This window comes from Clostridium sp. HBUAS56010 (assembly GCF_007115105.1).
In the GTDB taxonomy this organism is placed as follows: domain Bacteria; phylum Bacillota; class Clostridia; order Lachnospirales; family Lachnospiraceae; genus Lacrimispora.
Window position 1 is genome coordinate 1 of record NZ_SULJ01000065.1, and the last position, 218, is coordinate 218.

Genomic DNA, 218 nt, shown 5'->3' on the forward strand with positions numbered 1-218 from the left:
ATGGATTGTCAACAGTTTTTTAGACAGTTTTTTTTAGGGTATTTATTCTATACTTCACCGGAGTCAGGTATCCCAGCGAAGAATGAATCCTACGGTTGTTAAACCAATTTACATAATCAGCTAATTCAATCTCAAGATGGTATAAGCTGTGAAACGTCTGGTTCCTAATTAATTCTGTTTTCATTATTTTAAAGGTTGCTTCTGCTACTGCATTATCA

1 protein-coding gene is annotated in these 218 nt (G+C 33.9%); it reads right to left on the minus strand.

Going from position 1 to position 218, the window contains the following annotated elements; all coding sequences use genetic code 11:
- Positions 1–19: 19 nt before the first annotated feature.
- Positions 20–218, minus strand: a 199-nt coding sequence (locus tag FAY33_RS19190) for an IS3 family transposase (protein ID WP_143323080.1), incomplete at its 5' end; no start/stop codon positions are given.